The sequence below is a fragment of the Rhizobium sp. BR 317 genome (assembly GCF_047445835.1).
Lineage (GTDB): Bacteria > Pseudomonadota > Alphaproteobacteria > Rhizobiales > Rhizobiaceae > Rhizobium > Rhizobium paranaense.
Window position 1 is genome coordinate 1 of sequence record NZ_JARWLB010000038.1, and the last position, 17,804, is coordinate 17,804.

At 58.8% G+C, this 17,804-nt stretch carries 15 protein-coding genes and 2 pseudogenes; 6 read left to right on the forward strand and 11 right to left on the reverse strand.

Annotated elements, in window-relative coordinates:
• On the forward strand, positions 1-387 hold a 387-nt coding region (locus QD357_RS30585), incomplete at its 5' end, for a zinc-binding dehydrogenase (RefSeq protein ID WP_414125772.1).
• Between the two features lie 146 nt (positions 388-533).
• On the opposite strand, the gene QD357_RS30590 is transcribed toward QD357_RS30585, so the two are convergent.
• Positions 534-1,028 (reverse strand): Lrp/AsnC family transcriptional regulator, encoded by a 495-nt coding sequence (locus QD357_RS30590; protein WP_107108101.1) that lies wholly within the window; start codon positions 1,026-1,028, stop codon positions 534-536.
• Positions 1,029-1,211: 183 nt separating this feature from the next.
• Here QD357_RS30590 and QD357_RS30595 point away from each other — a divergent pair, with 183 nt between their 5' ends.
• Both QD357_RS30595 and putA read left to right on the forward strand, forming a co-directional pair.
• A complete protein-coding gene (locus QD357_RS30595; RefSeq protein ID WP_414125773.1) occupies positions 1,212-1,388 on the forward strand; it encodes a hypothetical protein in 177 nt (58 codons plus the stop codon).
• A 47-nt stretch (positions 1,389-1,435) separates the two neighbouring features.
• The gene (gene putA, locus QD357_RS30600; protein ID WP_414125774.1) at positions 1,436-5,140 is read left to right on the forward strand and encodes a trifunctional transcriptional regulator/proline dehydrogenase/L-glutamate gamma-semialdehyde dehydrogenase; all 3,705 of its coding nucleotides are present in this window, start codon (positions 1,436-1,438) and stop codon (positions 5,138-5,140) included.
• A 131-nt stretch (positions 5,141-5,271) separates the two neighbouring features.
• Here the strand turns inward: putA and QD357_RS30605 are convergent, their stop codons facing one another.
• The 7 genes from QD357_RS30605 to QD357_RS30635 form a co-directional block, all read right to left on the reverse strand.
• On the reverse strand, positions 5,272-5,856 hold the full coding sequence (locus QD357_RS30605) for a TadE/TadG family type IV pilus assembly protein (protein WP_183938541.1): 585 nt from the start codon (positions 5,854-5,856) through the stop codon (positions 5,272-5,274).
• 1 nt (position 5,857) lies between these two features.
• A complete protein-coding gene (locus QD357_RS30610) occupies positions 5,858-6,388 on the reverse strand; it encodes a TadE/TadG family type IV pilus assembly protein (protein ID WP_414125775.1) in 531 nt (176 codons plus the stop codon).
• A complete protein-coding gene (locus tag QD357_RS30615; protein ID WP_414125776.1) occupies positions 6,385-7,746 on the reverse strand; it encodes a TadE/TadG family type IV pilus assembly protein in 1,362 nt (453 codons plus the stop codon). The genes QD357_RS30610 and QD357_RS30615 overlap by 4 nt, the downstream gene beginning before the upstream one ends.
• Positions 7,747-8,036: 290 nt before the next feature.
• Complete coding sequence (gene mctP / locus QD357_RS30620; protein ID WP_414125777.1) at positions 8,037-9,512, reverse strand: monocarboxylate uptake permease MctP; 1,476 nt, start codon at positions 9,510-9,512, stop codon at positions 8,037-8,039.
• Positions 9,502-9,699 (reverse strand): DUF3311 domain-containing protein, encoded by a 198-nt coding sequence (locus QD357_RS30625; protein WP_183938545.1) that lies wholly within the window; start codon positions 9,697-9,699, stop codon positions 9,502-9,504. The genes mctP and QD357_RS30625 overlap by 11 nt, the downstream gene beginning before the upstream one ends.
• Before the next feature lie 268 nt (positions 9,700-9,967).
• On the reverse strand, positions 9,968-10,612 hold the full coding sequence (locus QD357_RS30630; protein ID WP_183938546.1) for a response regulator: 645 nt from the start codon (positions 10,610-10,612) through the stop codon (positions 9,968-9,970).
• The gene (locus QD357_RS30635; RefSeq protein WP_414125778.1) at positions 10,609-11,994 is read right to left on the reverse strand and encodes a cache domain-containing protein; all 1,386 of its coding nucleotides are present in this window, start codon (positions 11,992-11,994) and stop codon (positions 10,609-10,611) included. The genes QD357_RS30630 and QD357_RS30635 overlap by 4 nt, the downstream gene beginning before the upstream one ends.
• Before the next feature lie 559 nt (positions 11,995-12,553).
• Here QD357_RS30635 and QD357_RS30640 point away from each other — a divergent pair.
• Entirely contained in the window at positions 12,554-12,784 is a 231-nt protein-coding gene (locus QD357_RS30640) for a DUF1127 domain-containing protein (protein WP_183938548.1), read from the forward strand.
• A gap of 400 nt (positions 12,785-13,184) precedes the next feature.
• Here the strand turns inward: QD357_RS30640 and QD357_RS30645 are convergent.
• The 3 genes and pseudogenes from QD357_RS30645 to QD357_RS30655 all read right to left on the reverse strand — a co-directional run.
• Positions 13,185-13,999 (reverse strand): annotated as a pseudogene (locus QD357_RS30645) (IS110 family transposase); the annotation flags it as partial.
• Between the two features lie 127 nt (positions 14,000-14,126).
• Positions 14,127-15,587 (reverse strand): L,D-transpeptidase family protein, encoded by a 1,461-nt coding sequence (locus QD357_RS30650; RefSeq protein ID WP_183938549.1) that lies wholly within the window; start codon positions 15,585-15,587, stop codon positions 14,127-14,129.
• A 285-nt stretch (positions 15,588-15,872) separates the two neighbouring features.
• Positions 15,873-16,412, reverse strand: a pseudogene (locus QD357_RS30655) (tyrosine-type recombinase/integrase); the annotation flags it as partial.
• Between the two features lie 29 nt (positions 16,413-16,441).
• Between QD357_RS30655 and QD357_RS30660 the strand changes: the two are divergent.
• Positions 16,442-16,822, forward strand: coding sequence for a hypothetical protein (locus tag QD357_RS30660; RefSeq protein ID WP_414125779.1), 381 nt, complete (start codon positions 16,442-16,444; stop codon positions 16,820-16,822).
• Positions 16,823-17,178: 356 nt separating this feature from the next.
• Positions 17,179-17,538 (forward strand): SPW repeat protein, encoded by a 360-nt coding sequence (locus tag QD357_RS30665; protein ID WP_183938551.1) that lies wholly within the window; start codon positions 17,179-17,181, stop codon positions 17,536-17,538.
• Positions 17,539-17,804 lie beyond the last annotated feature (266 nt).

Below are 17,804 nucleotides of genomic sequence, written 5' to 3' on the forward strand. Positions count from 1 at the left end.
TACCTCGTCAACATGACGAAGCGTGGTGCCGATCAGATCGGCGGGGCGGATTATACCTTCGACTGCACCGGCAATACCAAGGTGATGCGCCAGGCGCTGGAAGCCTCGCATCGCGGCTGGGGCAAGTCCGTTGTCATCGGCGTTGCCGGCGCCGGCCAGGAGATTTCGACGCGTCCGTTCCAGCTCGTCACTGGCCGCACCTGGATGGGCACCGCCTTCGGTGGCGCGCGTGGCCGCACCGATGTTCCGAAGATCGTCGACTGGTACATGGAAGGCAAGATCCAGATCGACCCGATGATCACCCACACCATGCCGCTCGAAGACATCAACAAGGGTTTTGAGCTCATGCATTCCGGGGAAAGCATTCGTAGCGTGGTGCTTTACTAAGACCTGCGTCTCCGACATGACTTTGTCTTGAACGTCCCGCCACAAACGGGACGTTCAATGCAGTACAGATGACTTCGGTATAAGAGCTGCAATGCCCGGCTTGGTATCCGGTCGGCCGTGTCGAGGTAACCGGAAAGCTGGAACGCTTAGGTTAGGCTCGAAGCAAATTTGTCCCAGCCTTCCTTGACCGTTTCCATCGCGACGTTCGTGGATGTGCTGGCAACGTGAGGCAGCGTTGAAATCCGCTCTCCCAAGACCCGACGATATCGTCCGATATCGCGCGTCCTGATCTTGAGCAGGTAATCGAACCTGCCGGCGATCATGTGGCATTCCTCGACTTCCCTGATTTTCTTCACGGCGTCATTGAAACTCTTCAGGGCATCTTCCCGCGTATTCGAAAGCTTCACCTCCACGAACGCGATGTGGTCGAGCTGCATCTTCGCCGGATTGAGGACCGCTTTGAACCCCTCGATATATCCGTCGTTGATGAGCCTCTTGAAGCGAAGCTGACACGGCGTCTTGGATAGGCCGACGCGGGCGGCCAGCTCGGTGATCGACAGCCTGCCATCCTGGGCCAGCGCTTCGAGGATCTTTCTGTCGAATTGGTCTAAATCACTAAAAACGTCGGCTTCAATAGGCATATCGTCAGATCCATGCGCCAATAATAAGTTCATATAGCCTGAAAATCCTCATTTTCAAGTGAGAATGCCGCCGCTCGATCATGTTAGATCTCTCAGCAGGATTGAGGAGCCGCCATGGGCAAGGCCTGCACGGCATTCGGCATCTGAGTTGGCTTCGAACAACACTATGATTTGAGGTTTCCGATGACACATGAGACAATTCGCCAGCGTCAGGACATCGACCTGTCGGCAAACTATCGGCCTATCTCTCTCTCCGCCGTAAAGGCCGCGGTCAGCGTGATGCCGACGAAGACGCGGGATGAGCCGAGGAAGGATTCCCTGAAGCATCTTCTTCTGCCGGAAAGCCTGCCTGAATCATAAGCGCTGAAAACCTTCGATCCAGATMACCATCGCCAATAGGTTTGCAAATGCTCAAAGTCGTCGCCGACGTCGCCAATTCCGACCCCAATTCCCCTAAGCCATTTGCGCAATTCGCGCCTCCGATCAAAGAGCAGTCTGACCTGCGTCGGGCCATCACGGCCGCCTATCGCCGCCCGGAGACCGAGTGCTTGCCTCCGCTTGTGGAAGCGGCGAGGATTCCTGCCGATGTAAAAACATCGGTGCGCGCGACGGCCCGCAAGCTGATCGAGGCGCTCCGTGCGAAGCATAAGGGCACGGGCGTCGAGGGTCTCGTTCACGAGTATTCGCTCTCCAGCCAGGAAGGCGTCGCTCTCATGTGTCTTGCCGAGGCGCTCCTGCGCATTCCGGACACGGCGACACGCGATGCCCTGATCCGGGACAAGATCGCGGAAGGTGACTGGAAGTCCCATATCGGCGGCGGCCGGTCGCTTTTCGTCAACGCGGCGACGTGGGGCCTGGTCGTCACCGGAAAACTGACGGGGACCGTCAATGACCGAAGCCTTTCAGCAGCCTTGACCCGGCTTATCGCCCGCTGCGGCGAGCCAGTCATCCGCCGTGGCGTCGATATGGCGATGCGCATGATGGGCGAGCAATTCGTCACCGGCGAGACGATCGAGGAGGCATTGAAGCGCGCCCATCCCCTTGAGGTACGGGGCTTCCGCTACTCCTACGACATGCTCGGCGAGGCAGCGACCACGGCTGCCGATGCCCGCCGTTATTATCGCGACTACGAGAACGCCATTCACGCGATCGGCAAGGCCTCCGGCGGCCGCGGCGTCTACGAAGGTCCCGGCATTTCGATCAAGCTTTCGGCCCTTCATCCGCGCTACGCCCGCACGCAGTCGGACCGCGTCATGGATGAGCTGCTTCCCCGGGTTCGCGAGCTGGCGCTGCTCGCGCGCAAGTACGATATCGGCCTGAACATCGATGCGGAGGAGGCGGATCGTCTCGAACTGTCGCTCGACCTGCTGGAAGAGCTTAGCTTCGACCAAGAGCTTAAGGGCTGGAACGGCCTGGGCTTTGTCGTCCAGGCCTACGGCAAGCGCTGCCCTTTCGTGCTCGATTACGTCATCGATCTGGCACGCCGCTCCGGCCGGCGCATGATGGTGCGGCTGGTGAAAGGCGCCTATTGGGACGCCGAAATCAAGCGCGCGCAGCTTGATGGTCTTCCAGACTTCCCTGTCTACACGCGAAAAATCCACACAGACGTTGCCTACGCCGCGTGTGCCCGCAAGCTGCTCGCGGCGACGGACGCCGTCTTTCCGCAGTTCGCCACGCACAACGCCCAGACGCTGGCCACCATCTATCATCTGGCCGGCCCGGACTTTCAGATCGGCAAGTACGAGTTCCAATGCCTGCATGGCATGGGCGAACCTCTTTATGACGAAGTTGTCGGCAAGCAGAAGCTGGATCGCCCCTGCCGCATCTATGCCCCGGTCGGCACGCATGAGACGCTGCTTGCCTATCTGGTTCGCCGCCTGCTCGAAAACGGCGCCAATTCCTCCTTCGTTAACAGGATCTCGGATGCGAACGTCTCGCTCGACGAACTCGTGGCCGATCCGGTGGATCTCGTCGAAGCAAACGCGCCGGTTGGCAAGCCGCATGACCTGATCGCCCTGCCTCGCAATCTCTATGGAGGCGAAAGGCAGAACTCGTCCGGAATCGATCTTTCGAATGAAGCCGAACTTGAGGCGCTCGCGGCTAATCTTGTCGCCACGACGCGGCAGTCATGGCATGCCTTGCCTCTGCTTGCCGATGGATCCGTCGAGGGAGAGACGAGACCGATCCTCAATCCTGCCGACCATGGCGACGTCGTTGGCCAGGTCACCGAAATCGGGATCGATGCCGCCGCGAAGATCGCCCGGCTTGCGGCCGAGGGTGCGCAACAATGGGCTGCCGTCTCGCCGGCGGACCGCGCCGCATGCCTCGAGCGTGCCGCCGACATCATGCAGTCGCGGATMGAGACGCTGATGGGCGTCATCATGCGTGAGGCAGGCAAATCGGCGGCAAACGCGATCGGCGAAGTGCGCGAAGCGGTCGACTTCCTCCGCTACTACGCGGGACAGGCGCGCCGAACGCTCGGCCCCTCGCACGCGCCGCTTGGCCCAATCGTCTGCATCAGCCCGTGGAATTTCCCGCTCGCGATTTTCACGGGGCAGGTCGCCGCGGCGCTCGTCGCCGGCAACTCGGTGATGGCGAAGCCGGCCGGCGTCACGCCAATCATCGCGTTCGAGAGCATCAAGATCCTGCACGAAGCCGGGGTGCCGAGGGGCGCGCTTCAGTTCGTTCCGGGTAGCGGTCGCCTTGGTGCTGCGCTGATCGACGCGCCGGAGACCGCCGGCGTCATGTTTACCGGTTCCACCGGTGTCGCGCGACTTATCCAGGCACAGCTTGCGCGGCGGCTGTCCAAGTTCGGAAAGCCGATCCCGCTTATCGCCGAAACGGGCGGTCAGAATGGCATGATCGTCGACTCGTCGGCTCTGGCCGAGCAAGTGGTCGGTGATGTCATCGCATCGGCCTTCGACAGCGCCGGTCAGCGCTGCTCTGCGCTGCGCGTCTTGTGTTTGCAGGAGGAGATTGCCGATCGAACCCTGAACATGCTGAAGGGCGCGCTCCAGGAGCTGAGCATCGGTCGGACGGATAGGCTCAGCGTCGACGTCGGGCCGGTCATCAATCATGAGGCCAAGTCGGAAATCGACACCCATATCGAGAAGATGCGCGGCCTCGGCCGTAAAATCGACCAGTTGCCGCTGCCAGAGACTGCAACGCTCGGCACCTTCGTGCCGCCGACCATCATAGAGTTGAAGACGCTTTCGGACCTGACGAAGGAAATCTTCGGCCCCGTGCTGCATGTGATCCGTTACCGCCGCCAGGATCTGGACCGGTTGATCGACGACATCAACGGCTCGGGCTACGGCCTGACGTTTGGGCTGCATACGCGCCTGGACGAGACGATTGCTCGCGTCACGGGGCGGATCAAGGCCGGCAATCTCTACGTCAACCGGAACATCATTGGCGCCGTTGTCGGCGTTCAGCCATTCGGCGGACGCGGGCTTTCGGGAACGGGACCGAAAGCGGGCGGCCCGCTCTACATCGGTCGTCTGGTGCAAAAAGCGCCGGTTCCTCCGCAGCATAGCTCCTTCCATATCGACCCCGCGCTTTCGGATTTCGCCCTCTGGCTTTCCGGAAAGGGCAAAAGCGATGACGCCGAGGCGGCGCGCGAACTCGGGAGCCTTTCTGCCGTGGGTCTCGAAAAGGAGCTTGCCGGCCCTGTCGGCGAACGGAATGTTTATACGCTCCATCCCCGCGGCCGGGTGCTTCTCGTTGCCACAACGGAGCGAGGCCTCTATCGCCAAATCGCTGCAGCACTCGCGACCGGCAACCATCTGGTCGTCGACGAAAGTTCCGGACTTCGTTCAACGCTTACGGGCCTTCCGGCCAGCGTTGCCGCACGCCTGGCATGGACGACGGACTGGAATGCCGATGGCCCCTTTGCCGCCGCTCTGGTGGAAGGAGACGCAAAACGGGTCCTCGAGATCAACCAGCGGATCGCCGCGCTTGATGGACCGCTTGTCCTTGTCCAGTCGGCGACGACGGCGGAGCTTGAGAGCGATATCGAGGCCTATTGCCTCAACTGGCTTGTCGAGGAGGTTTCAACCTCGATCAACACGGCGGCCGCCGGTGGCAATGCCAGCTTGATGACGATCGGATAGGTCCCTTATGTTTGGCGGCGGCACTCGAAATGCCGGGAGCCGTCGCTGTTCATCCAAAACGATCCGCCATCTCGATGAGCAGCACCAAACGATTCCTGCCAAGGACTTTTGTCGTCGCATTACCTATCCGCCTACTTGTAGGTGATCGTATCGCCGACTCTTGGACGATTGAAGAAATGGCGATCGAAGGTGTAGCCATTCGAGCCGGTAACGGACGCAAAGAACGCCGAGACGGGGGTCGTCAATGTATATTGCACCCGCGTTAGCACGACCTGCACGCCGGTTTCCTGTATCTGCGAAGGTATTGTGATCGTGCTTGTCGTGCCGGAGGTAAGGGCTGTTGTATTCAGCGCGGCAGACCAGTTGACCGTCGCGGCGCCGCTGCTGCTGATATCGTTCACCGAGACAGTGATCGTAAGCCCTGTGGTGGTATAAGGCTGCAGGATGAAGCTGGCGCCGGTAAGAAGCTTCGCGACGTCGGCCTTTGTCCAAGTGCCCTGCTGTGAGATCATGTCGCCGGTAGTGGAGGCAATCTCGTCTATCTTTCGGCTGACTGTAAGCGCATGGCCGAGATCAATGGAGCCAAACAGCAGAACCACCAGGAGCGGCAATAGGAGGGCGAATTCCACCCCCGAGGCGCCCGACCGATCGCATGCCAGATAACGGATGCAGAATTTGGCCAACCGGCAAGAGGACAGGTTCCGTTTCGGGATCATGTTAGAAAGGCTCGTTTCGGAACAGAACGGCAGATCCGAGCAGATAGCGGCCATCGGAAAGCTCGGCGCTCGACAAGGTGAAAAAATTGACGACGGCAGTCCAGGGCAGAAATGCCTGGACAAGGATGTAGTCGCTGCCCTTGCCGATATTATAGGTCTCGGTGACGGCGAGCTTGCCGCTGCTGTCGATGGGGTTGGTGCTGGCGACGGTTGATATGTCGGAAAGCACATCGACCTTTACCAACAGATTTCCGGAGCATTCGAACGCCAAAAGCATATCGGTGCAAATTTGGGCTTTGAAATCGGCCAATGTGAGATTTGAGGACGCGGCCTCGCCGGTCCGGATCATTCGCGAGATCTTCTGCACCGAAGCGTCCAATGCAGAGTCGATGAAAAACATCAGCGACACTTCGATGATCGCGAATATGAACATAAACAGTGGCAGGGCCAGGATCGCGAATTCGATCGCAGCTACGCCGCGGCGATCGGCGAGGAGGCGGCGCAGAAGTGCAAACGGTTTCGCCTGCCTCATTGGGTCAGCCGAACGGATGTGAGATATTGAGTGAAAAGTGCTGACAGACCTGTCGTGATGTCTGTCGACGATGACGCGGAAATAAACAAGCTCTTGGAAGATGCGCAGTCGGCAAGCGCATAGGGGATGTAGTCGCGTCTCGTGATGCTGGTCGAGACCCCGCTATCCATCGTGCCGCCCCAGGTGCTCTTCCAACTGGCGCTCGCCATGGTCGAGCCGACAGTTGCGTTATAACCCCAGTCCGTGGTGATCGGCAGATATTCGGTATAAAGAACCGCCATGGTGGCGGACTGGTTTTTGACGTAGGCACACCAATCCGGATTAAGCGGTGCTACCTTGTTCCAATATGGTCCAGACACGGCCTTCCCTTTCGACCATGTCACCCCGTCGGTTACCCATTCGCGTTGCGACTGGACGCCGTCCGTCAGCAGGAGAACCAGTTTGAGCGGTTTGGACGAAGAGGTGCCATCGCCACCAGTTCCGACCATCTTCTTCAGCGCGGTCAAGGAGACGTCAAAATAGGTATAGGTCGTCGACGTTGCGCTTGTGAGACCGTAGCTGTCGGTGGTGAGGCGTTTGCGCGCGGTCGTGGTATCCAGCGTCGGAGCGAGAACTTCCGTGGCCGTATCACCCAAGCTGTATAGCCCGACTTTGATGCGTGCATGACTGCTATCGGACTTATCGATCATATCGAGCACTTCACCGACGGCATCTACGGCAACGTCGGCGCGCAGTTTTATACTCTTTGCGGTGCTATATTCGTAGTTGTTGGCGTAAGATTTACCGCTGACTGTGTGCGCATCGCCCGTGTGGCAGGCAAACTGGCAGCCGATGCCGGAATACATGGTCTGCTGACCCGCCGTCGTTGCCGCCAGAAGCATCGATGGCGATTTGTCGATCACGATGTAAACGTTGAGATAGGACGTGGCCGGTCCTTCGACGGCACTTTCCACACTGACGGGAACCGTCGTGATATTCGCAAGCTGCATCAAAGTCGTCGGAACAGTGCCGCTCGCCGTCGCCGTTATGCGATGGTTGGTCGTATCGATCTCGATATCGCCAAGCGAATAGCTGCTTTCGACCTGCGCGTGGAACCAGTCGGAAACTTTTTCCTTGAGGGCGTCAGAGTCATCGGTGTCGATCTGTTTGACGGCGGCGATTAGGGCCGCATCAAGATCGGCCTGCATACTCTGCCTGACATTGTAGGCCCGGATGTAGTCGAAGCTCGCGCCAACGGCGAGGATCATAGGCACCATGGTGAGGGCAACAACGATTGCGACGTTGCCGCCTCTGTCTCTTCGCAGACCACGAAGGGTCTCGACGAGCCAATTAAGTGAATATGAAAAACCCGAGCTCAAAAAACACCGTCACTTATCTCATAAAAATAGTGACGACGATGACGTACCGAAGAAGGTTAATCTTCCATGCATTCTCATCTGCTGCGGCGGAAAGCACGCTGTCGGTCTGCTATTCTGTGCGCAAATTGTACATGCCTGCGGATTCTGGATATTAGTATGACAAATATCGCTCATCGCTATCTGAGATGGCTGGAGGGAGCGAAGCGCCGCTATCCTGAGCCAGAATTGGGTAAGATGCTTGGCAATATGCTCGGAGGACCGCATTGCTGTGGTCCTCCGATGTGTTTGTTTTAAGCCTGCGCCGTGGTTCTTGCCGGCACGACGGCATTGACCGCGACCGCGACGAGGATGTTTGCCGCGAGCGCAAGCAGTCCGGTGTAGACCGTGAAGGGTTCTCCGCCGAGGCTGATCAGGTGCAAAGGCTTCCAGCCGGCATCCCAGACGAGGAAGGTGCCGCCGATGAAGCCGACGAACCAGCCGGCGAGCAGGCCCGGCGCCCGGAACCAATTGGTATAGAGGCCGAAGACCAGGGCAGGCAGCGTCTGCAGGATCCAGATGCCGCCCAGCAATTGCAGGTCGAGCGCAAACTGCGTCGGCAGGAAGATGATGACGAGCAGGGCACCCACCTTGACCACGAGCGAGGTGATCTTGGCCACCTTGGCTTCGCCCGCGCTGCTTACCTTTGGGTCGACATAGGCCTTCCAGAAATTGCGGGTGAAGAGATTGGCGGCACCGATGCTCATCACCGCAGCCGGAACCAGGGCTCCGATCGCGATTGCCGCAAAGGCGAAGCCGGCAAACCAGCCCGAAAACAGCGTCTTGAACAAGGTCGGCACGACATCATTGGGGCTATCAAGTTTCAAGCCGGCGGCATGGCCCATATAGCCGAGCAATGCCAGCAGACCGAGCAGCAGCGTATAGGCGGGCAGCAAGACGGCATTCTTGCGAATGGTCTTGCCGCTGTTGGAGGCAAATATACCMGTCAACGTGTGCGGATACATGAATGCGGCGAGCGCCGAGCCCAAGGCGAGCGTGGCGTAGGCGACATATTGATTGGGGCCCAGGAGAAGGCTTCCCGATCCCTTTGCCTGGAATGCGGCATCGGCTGCGGCGAAGACATTGGCGTAGCCGCCGAGTTTTGAGGGAATGAGCGCCACGGCAGCGATCACCACGACATAGATCATGATGTCCTTGACGAAGGCAATCAATGCAGGGGCACGCAAGCCGGCCGAATAGGTGTAAAGCGCCAGCACCACAAAGGCGATCGCCAACGGCAGTTCGCCATGGAGGCCAAGTGCCTTCAGGACCGCGGTCATGCCGACGAGCTGCAGCGCGATATAGGGCATGGTCGCGATGACACCGGTTGCCGCTACGGCGAGTTCGAGCGCGCGTGAACCATACTGGCCATGTACGACGTCGCCGGCAGTCACGTAGCCGAAATCCCTTGCCCGCTTCCAGAGAACCGGCATGACCATGAAGACGAAGGGATAGACGACGATCGTATAGGGCAGAGCGAAGAAGCCATAGGCTCCGACCGTATAAACAAGCGCTGGAACGGCGATCACCGTATAGGCCGTATAGAAGTCGCCGCCGACCAGGAACCAGGTGATCCAAGTGCCGAAGCTGCGGCCACCCAGGCCCCATTCGTCGATATKGGCAAGTGTGGCCGGTTTCCGCCAGCGGGACGCGACGAAGCCCAAAATCGTCACGAGTGCGAAAAAGAAGAGGAAAACGGCAAGCGCCGTGCTGTCGATGTCAGTCGTCATGGCGCGTGCTCCGATAGGCGATATAGGTCAGCGTCGCGGTGATCGGGACCCAGGCGAGCTGGTACCAGTAGAAGAAGGGAAAACCGAACAGGGCCGGCTCGTGGCTATTGTAAAGGGATGGCCAGAGCAGCCCGATATAGGGAATGATGAGCAGCCAGAGCGCTGCCTTGCTTCGTGGTTTTTCCATGTCGGATACCTTCCGGCGCCACATATGGCGGCAAGTTGCGGTTATCAGCGTGGAAGGTTGCGTGTCAGTCGCTAGCAGAGACGAACTCACTTGTGCCGTTGCAACCAGTTTCCCCGGCTGAACGGAAGCAGACGTCGTGCATTTGAAATCCTCCCAGCGGCTCGCCCTCCAGCAAGCCGCAGTGAAGTCCTACGGTGACGGTTTTCGTGAGACAAGATGCCGGACGAGGGAAATGGCGGAGCCTACCCAGAAGTGGGTAGGCCGCGATTCATCGCGTTTTGAGGCTGATGCCATGATCGAGCGCATAGCGGATGAGGCCCGCGGTCGTCGCAATGTTAAGCTTCTTCTTGACGTTCTTGCGGTGCGTTTCGGCCGTTGCGGGCGTTATGCCGAGAACCTCGGCCATCTCCTTGTTGCTGCTTCCGGAAACGATGAGACTGAGGACGTCGCGCTCGCGCGGCGTCAGGGGATCAGTGTCATCTCCGTTCTTTCGCTCCATCAGCACGTCGACGACACCCGACGAGAAGTATGTTCCGCCCCGGGCCACCGTTTCGATGGCCAAAACGATTTCGTCGGTCGAGACATCCTTTAGGACGTAACCGGCGGCGCCGCGCATCACGGAGGAAGAGATGTACTCCCGGCTGTCATGCATGGAGAGCATGACGACTCGCGTTTCGGGCAATTCGTTTCGAAAGAGTTCGATGGCATCGATCCCGTTCAGCTTCGGCATGTTGATGTCCATCAGCACGACCGCAGGCCGGGTATCGCGGCCGATGTCCAGGCCGGTCTGAGCGAGCCCTGCCGTTCCCACAACGTCTATATGATCATAGGTTTCGAGCACGGCCTTTAGCCCATCGATCACCAGCGGGTGGTTGTCGATCAATAGCACCTTGATTTTAGGACATGCCGTCATGCAGCTTCGACCTGATCGCGGGGCTGCAGATTGGCCGATTTCGGCATCATCGCCGTCAGTGTCGTGCCAGCGGCGGTGCTGTCGATTAGAAGCAGGCCGCGGAAATGCGCCATTCGCTCCTGCATGTTGCGGAGGCCCAGACCGTGCCCGCCGGCATCGGAGGCTTTGGTATCACCGAAGCCCGTGCCATTGTCGGAGACGGTCATGCGTGCCCGCCCGCTGTCACTCCAGAGCCGCACCGCAAGGCGGCTCGCGCCTGAATGCCGCTCGACATTGTTGAACGCCTCCTGAGCGACGCGGTAAAGAGCCGTGCTGGCCTCGGGCTTGAGTCGGTCGACGAAACCGGACGCTTCGATTTCGGTGACAATCCCGCTCCGCTCCTGGAAATTATGGCACAAAGCTTCGAGAGCCGCCGTCAGGCCCATATCGTCGAGCACACGCGGACGGAGATCATGGGACAGCCGCCGGATCTCCTTGATCGCGCCATTCAACGCCTCCACGCCGCGCTCGATCGTGAGCGCCGCATCGTTGACGTCGATCCTGACCTTCCGGCCGGCGAGATCCATGGCATAGCGGACGCCCAAGAGGTTTTGCGAAACCCCGTCATGCAGTTCGCGGGCAAGCCGGGCGCGCTCTTCCTCCTGTGTGTCGATAACCCGTTGTGTCAGCTCCTTGAGCCTGCCATCGGCCATGCGTCGCTCATGAAAGGTCAGCAGCATGCAGGTGGTGAAGACGACGATGACAGCCGGAACGGCAATCATCGCCACGATCACAAAGGTACTTTTGATGCTGGCGCGCATGCTCGCATTCGCCGCCGCCGTCTGCGCGTAGACATCGTCGAGATAAACGCCCGTTCCCACGACCCATCGCCATTTGTCTAGGCCKACGACGAAGGACAGCTTGTCGGCCACCTGGCCGCTGGATGGCTTTTGCCATTTGTACTGGTGCAGCCCGCCGCCCGCCTTTGCCGTCGCGATCAGCTCGGCGATCACCTTGTCTCCGTTCGGATCGGTCAGATCGAGCCAGTTGCGGCCGGGCCGGAAGCTCTGGCGCGGATGGACGATATTGTTGCCGTCATAGTCGTAGACAAAGAAATATCCGTCCTTGCCGTAGTCGAGCGAAGCGAGGATCGCCGCGACCTTCGCCTTGGCTGCCTGATCGTCCGCCGCCGCGTCTCCATAGGTCGTCTGGATCGCGGAAACGGCAAGATGGGTCAGGTTGAGGATCTCCGTTTCCTTGGACTTCAGCATGTTCTGCTCGAAGGTCGCGATATTGACTTGCGTGAGGTTCGCCGACTGCCAAGTGATGAAACTGGTGATCGCCAGGATCGCGATCACAAGCGGTATGATCGCCAGCGCAATGATCTGGTGCCTTAGCGACAAGAGATGGCCCTCCCAAGTTTCTCGGCCGATTTCGTCCGCGTCTCTCCTCTTCACGGACCGCCGAAATATCTTTCACTAAAGCGGCAAGGATAATGCACGGTCAAGTATGGCGCTTGCCCGATCGGGTGACGTTCCACTCCACGCGGTGGCGGATGACAGCGAGCCAAGGTGCGAGCACGTCGCAATAGTGTTGCTTTTTCGCAACGATTCGCGCCCKACATTCTACAATGTGAAATTGCATACTTGCCGATCGGCCGATCTCATGTACTATGGCCGCATCCGCAATCAAATCAGAGGAGGCGTGAAATGAAATCTATTCTCATGTTTAGTCGCTTCTCTGGCGGAATGGCTGCAGTGGTGTCGATGCGATGTGCCTCGAGCCCAAGCCAACATTGGCACCCGGGCTATTAAGCCTCGGATTTTCTGCCCGTTTAGCATTTTCCTTGTTACCTTGACGTGACCGGCTACCGGAGCGCTCGTTTGCATTTCCGCGTCGGTATCCGCGCGTCTTTTGACCTTCGAAAGGACCCGGCTGCATCGTTGCGCTGGGAAAGAAACTATGCGCGAAGAACAATCTTTAGTTGCCGACACTCTCGCGGCGACCGTTGATGAACTCTGCCTGAAATTCGGCGTCCGGAAGACCGCGTTTGCGTTGTTCCTCGCCGGATGGAGGCATCAGAAAACGGTAAATCAAACCTCTCACCTGTCCAACCGCATGCGCCAGGATATTGGCCTTCCGGAGGGTGAGGAAACGTGCGGATTTTCTGTTTTGAATTTCCGGTCATGGTGAGGGGCCGGAATGACCAGGCTAGGGCAAGGGGTGAAAGAGACGCCTCTCGCTCCATTCCCGGCCGGCTCGGGGCCGGTTTGGAACCATCGCTATGTGGACATGGCGCGCCCGCCATTGGGTGCGCCCGGCTCTTTTCTATTCGGCGTGCTGAGGTCAAGCGCTTTTGAGCTTTCAGCTTCTCGATGGTATGGCGTCTCTCGCGGGCCCTCGCTTCTCTTCGGGATCGGCACACGGCCCTCCCATGGGATCAGTAGAATGAGATGGCCCAATCTGTTGCGCGTTCTGACCGCGGTGAAGCGATCGACACAAGAGCCCAAGCGAGCTCATCTCATCCATCGTCCCGCGAAGGACGCCTTTCCACCGGTTGGCGGAACATTATTGTCTCTTTCCAGCAATCCACTTAGACGGACGCAGGCATATTTTCCCTCGTCCAGCGGAATTCTATTCCGTCGCTCCACATGCGGTCATGATCACGGCAAGCCGTCGCGCCAAGGCGACAATTGCCTTTTGCCGGCCGCGTCGCTTGGCGATCTGCATGGCCCACGCTTTGAGCCAGGACCATTTCTGGACCCGTGTCAGCATGACCTGTGCGGCCTCATAGAGCAGCACTCGCATGGCTTCAGCGCCGCACAACGAGATCCGGCCGACACGGCGGCTTTCACCGGATTGGTTGAGAACTGGCGTCAATCCGAGGGATGGCCCAACAGCTTTCGAACTCTTGAAGCGGGCGGGAACGTCGATCGTGCTGATAAAAGCGAGCGACGTAACCGGGCCGACACCAGGAAGCGTCATCAAACGTGTGCAGATCGCATCGCTCTTGGCGATTTCCAACACTTGCCGATGCAGGCGGGAAAATTCCTCACGCAGCTTCCGCCTGGCGGCCAGGAGCGCGGCCGCGATCTGCGCCAGATCGGGCATGCCTTCAGTGAGCTCGCGGATCCTATCCTCGAAATTGACCGTTCCGACCACGCCAACTTTGAGCCCAAAATTGCGCAAGAGACCGCGAACGTCATTCTCGATGGCAATTGCCTTTTCCTGCAGAAGCTTGCGCGCCGTTAAAAGCGCACGGTACTTCTGGCTCGTCAACGTCTTCACATGGACCGGGCGGAACAGGTTAACACGCATCATCTGTGCGATGCCCCGCGCATCGTTGCGATCGCTCTTGTTGATCTGGGCCTTGAGGAAAACTTTGGTGTGCCGTGTCTCGATGCAGATTGCTGCCTGCCTCAGCAATCCGGATGAGGGAGAGCTCTCCGTCTCACTGGCCGTGGACGGTGGCGGCGGCCGTTCTGGCAAGGTCTCGCATTTAACAGCCAAGTGACCGCACTGGTGGTGTGTGGCACTACTGGGTGCGGCTTGACGTAGTGGTCGCCATCGCATTCAACGTTTCCGCGTCGCGTCCATAGATGTCGTCGTAATATTCGACAGTTCCGTCTGTAGTCGGCCATGCGGTGAAGTAAGCAACATAGACAGGCACCTGTTCAGGAAGCAGCATGTCCTTCTTCTCTCCACCCGCTATCTGCTGGCTGACGAAGTCGACCGTCTGATTGAGGACGGCCGCCGCCATGCCACGGGGGTTCTCCAGACGCACACAGCCGTGGCTGAACATGCGGTCCTGAGACGCGAATTTGCCGCGAGCCGGCGTGTCGTGCATGTAGATGTCGTGGGCATTGGGGAAGAGGATCTTCAATTGCCCGAGCGCATTATCTGGCCCAGGCGGCTGGACAACCGATATATTCTCGAGCGGCTGAGACCAATCGACCTTCGCTGACGGCATCTGCTTCCCCTTCACGGAAACGATATAGCCTTCCTTGTCCAAATAGGCAGGATCGCGCTTCAAATGTGGCAGCATCTCATTGTGAATGATCGATTGCGGCACACCCCAATCAGGATTGAATTCGACCGTCTTGATCGACGCATTGAAGAAATTTGTCTGATGGCCCTGCTGACCGATAACGGCCTTCATCGAAAGTGTGGTCTGGTCGTTTTCGTTATAATATGCCATGTAGGCGGGCTGGTTGATGAAGACGTACCGCTGCGGGAATTGCTGCGGTAGCCAACGAATCTCCTCCATGGCCACAATTACCTTATTGATATCGGCGGCGGTGTCCGGCCCCTGTCCGGATGTCCGCAAATAGTGAAGCTCGGCAGCAAGCTGGCCAAATTTCGGGTTGCCCGGCATCAGTCGGTCGAAGACGGGCATGAGATCGGGCAAGACGGATAGCTGAGACATCGTTGTCTTCAGATCGACCGGCTTGCGTTTGAAATCGTAATAGTGGGACAACTGGTTCGGATCGATGCGCCCACGGAAATTGTCCTGTAAGAACATCAGCATCTTACTGGACAACGCTACCTCGAATTGAGCCAGCGCCTTCACGCGCTCCGGTGAACCTTGCGGCAGGGACTCGAACGTTGTCGACACGGCGTAGTCCTCTGGCGTCAACCCCCAGTCGCCGGCCTGTTTCATCAGGTCGATTGCCTGCGCAGCCTTTACCGTCGCACCCTTACCATCCACCCAGACGAGCTTTGCCTTCGGTTGATTGTAGTAGGCCTCGACGATTTCCGCGATATCGACGTTCATAGGCACTTGCAGGCTGCTCATTTCGCGGAAGATCTTTGCCTGACTCGCGGCTACGGGATCAAAAAGCGTGGCTAGTGGCGATGCATTACCCTGTGGCGAGAGTTCGGCAATCCGGCGCGCCGGACCGGCGTAGGGAACTGACGATTGCGTCGCATCMGCAAGCGCCGCCGGCGAGGCTTCCGGCGGCTTGGTGGGCGCTGCCAGCGCACTTGCTGAAAGCATGCATAGACCAACGAAAGACGGGAGTGCGCAAACGGCTGGACTTCGTTTCATCTTTTGTCCCACAACGTGAATTGAATATCTGTCCACGGGCTCCGACAGTGGTTCGGCCATCGAGGCCGACATGCCATTGTTTCGAACTATCGGAAATTCGCGTGAACGTGCCGATGCCTTGGACGCATAAAGAGGCTATTTGAAGGTCAATCGCGCCGCCGATGATAACGCCAGGAGATCCCATCGCCGTCTGACGCGGAGCATAGCTGGTACACCCTTGGGCCGCTCTGGTCTTCAAAGAAGTCGAGCTGCCCGCCCGCTGCGTCTGGTTGCACTGTTGTAATAGCTCGAGGCCTGCTGCACCGACCGATGTCGCGACTGCTCCATTGCTTCGGGCAGCGGAATACCGCGATTGGCCGCTTCCGTCAGATATCCCGACCGCAGCCCGTGCGCGGAAAACTCCCCAACCTCCCGCCCGACCATTCCCACCCGCTGCTTGACGATATCATTGACCGCCTTCGGATCGAGCGCCCGGCGAGACACATTCCCCCAACGATCGATCCCCCGAAACACACTGCCGCTGTCKATCTTCGCGGCCGCCAGCCAGGCATTCAACGCGTCAACGGGCCGGCCGGTCAGATAGACGACCTCGTCCTGGCTGGCGCCGGAATTTTTGGTGCGGCCGAGATGGATGGAGAGCGAGGGGAGGGGACTGCCGTCCTCGCCTTTCACCGGCGACTCGACGGTCAACTGCTCCTTGCGCAGACCGGCGACTTCGCTGCGCCGGCGGCCGCCGGAGGCGAAGGCGACCATCAGGATGGCTCGATCCCGGATTCGACCCGTCGCATCTCGTCTGGCAGGGCATCGATTACTGCCAGGCGATCAAGGATTATGCCAGCAAGGTATTCCATGTTCACGCCAAGGACATGGAGATCGACCGAAAGGTTCTCGCTCGGAGCGGAATTCTCGGGCGCTCGTTCGCGCCGAAAAAAGGCCCCGACCGCCGGTGGTGGCGCGCGCGTGCGCCAGGTTGGGGCGAAGTCGACTGGCCGAAGTTCATCAGCGCCGTCATCACCTCGGGTTACCGGGGCAATCTCGATATCGAGCATGAGGATGACGTCTTCGCGAGCATGCAGACGATCCACTCGATCAGGTCGGAAGCCGATGTGGTCAGCAATTGTAGCCAGGAACGTGCTGGCTTGCGGCTCGGCTACAACACCCTCTCCAAGCTAATCGTGACGTGAGGCGGGAGATTGAGATGAGCAATTTAGCCGGTCACGCTTTTCAATGGCGAGGATCTTTACGCGGTAAACCTGCAAGTCCAAGGCTGCCGGCGGCGCTGAAGACTGGCCCAGCGAAACGACGCACCGCACCGCTAACACGTTAGCTAGCAGCCGACATCAGCGCCAGCGCTGTCAGATGCATTATAGGCGCCAAGTACTTTATTCAATCCAATAGCTGAAATTTCAAATGTGACGATGGAAGTATTGCCCGTGCTATCCCGAATTAATTCCCGTTGAAATTACTTGTATATAAGGTGTAAAATCGCGGGAGAAGAAGTCGTGGTGCGGCTTCGTAGTAGTAGAAGGAGGAGATTGTCATGGCAATCGCTCTGATGAAAGGAAAACGGACGCAGGATTGGGCAATTTTAGTCCTAGCGGTATGTCTGTTCGTTTCTCCGTGGGTCTTTGGCTTCACAAGTGAGGCAATGCCAAGCTGGAACGCTTGGATTGTTGCCGTCATGCTTGGCGTGCTGGCGACCGCAGCGCTTTCGGTGTTTGCCGAATGGGAGGAATGGGCAAATATGGGGCTGGGTCTATGGTCCATCGCATCGCCCTGGTTGCTGGGTTTCGCCACGAACATGAATGCAATGTGGACAAATGTGGTTCTTGGCGTGCTTATCTTCGCTGTATCGGCGTGGGCGGTCTGGGACGTTCATCATCCACACGCCCATGCTTAGATTACGACCGCCTTGCGTCAAATGACCGTCGCGGCGGCGTGTTGCGCAGGATCAGGGCAACCAAGATTTCGAAACGCTCGTCGGCAGCCCAATGACCGAGAGCGAACTGCTCGAATCGGCGGCCCGCAAAGGCCGATTCTCGGGCGTGTGGTGCAGTTTTGGCTGCCGCCTGCCTGACCTGCCCGGATCAGAGTTGGCCGTCGATCAGTTTGGAGACCTCGGATGCCGGCAGCGGCCGCGAAAAGATATAGCCCTGAACCTCATGG